Origin of the sequence: Staphylococcus pasteuri, assembly GCF_003970495.1 — a bacterium.
GTDB lineage: Bacteria > Bacillota > Bacilli > Staphylococcales > Staphylococcaceae > Staphylococcus > Staphylococcus pasteuri.
Genome location: NZ_RXWW01000079.1, coordinates 1 through 1231 on the forward strand (window position 1 = coordinate 1; position 1231 = coordinate 1231).

General features: G+C 25.4%; 1 protein-coding gene. It reads right to left on the reverse strand.

Annotated elements, in window-relative coordinates:
* Positions 1-223: 223 nt before the first annotated feature.
* Positions 224-1177 (reverse strand): efflux RND transporter periplasmic adaptor subunit, encoded by a 954-nt coding sequence (locus CD121_RS10935; RefSeq protein WP_046466408.1) that lies wholly within the window; start codon positions 1175-1177, stop codon positions 224-226.
* Positions 1178-1231 lie beyond the last annotated feature (54 nt).

Below are 1231 nucleotides of genomic sequence, written 5' to 3' on the forward strand. Positions count from 1 at the left end.
GAAATATATTTAATGCTATATTATTTAGTTAATTATAACTAAATAAATTTAAGAAGTAAACAAATAAGTGTTTATAAAACTAATTATTGATTATGGTATAACATTTTTTCATATATATAGCATTTTTCAATTACAAATTTATCATAACAAATTCAAATTTTCTGTAATTTAATAAAAAAAACAACTGAAATGTAAAGTTTTTGCAATAATTATTACAAATAAATTATTTATAAGAACTTTGTAGTGACTTTGAAGGTGCTTCAACGACCTTTTCATTTAACATTAACCCTTGTGTAACATTAATCATATTTTTTTGGTCTGTTAATTGATATGTAACTTGTCGTTTAACTAAACGATGACCTAATTGTACAAGTACATATTTATTATCAATTAATGCTGTTTTAGGGACGAGAATATCATTTGAGAAAAGTTTGATTTTAAAGTGTGTACCAATAGCGAAATGTTGTTGAGTTGATATTTCAATTTGGTACGTGGATTGGTTACTTTTAATTTGTTGTGGAATATCTGAGATATATTTTATTTTTCCTATAAAACTTTTTTTATCATTAGAATAGATTGAAATATCTTGATTAATTCTTAATTTATCTTTTTCGGATTCTGATATATTAGCACGGATGATGCGTTCATGGCTATTAATTTGCATTATTTTGTTGTTACTTTTTGAAGGTGATTGAGTAAATAAGTGTACCTTTCCAGAAGTTGGAGAATAAATGGTTGTACGGGTTTCAGATTTATCTTTAACAAATTGTGATGTCATTAAAGTTCTTTCAAGTAATTGTTGTTGTTGTTGAATCGATAACTTGGGAAATGCTTTTTGAATTTGGGAAAGGGTTAAATGTTGTTGTTGCTCAAGTTGTTTTTGTTTAGAGGGGTTAAAATATTCGAATAGGGGTGTATCTTTTTTGATACTTGATTGATTTTTAACTAAGAATTGGTTGATGTAACCAAGTTGATCATTATAGTAAATGTTAAAACTTTTGACTGCTTCTTGAGTGCCTATTGTAGATAATAAAAGCTTATGCTTAACCTTTATAGTTTTGAATTGATTGGATTGAGATTGTTGTTGAGAAGAATGATAGAAGTAAAATCCAAAGTAGAGAGAAATAATTAACAATAGAATGGATAAAATAAAAATAGTTAGTTTTTTTAAATTCAATAAGTTCACCTCGTGGAAATAGATGGATATATTATACAATACAATATTATATTG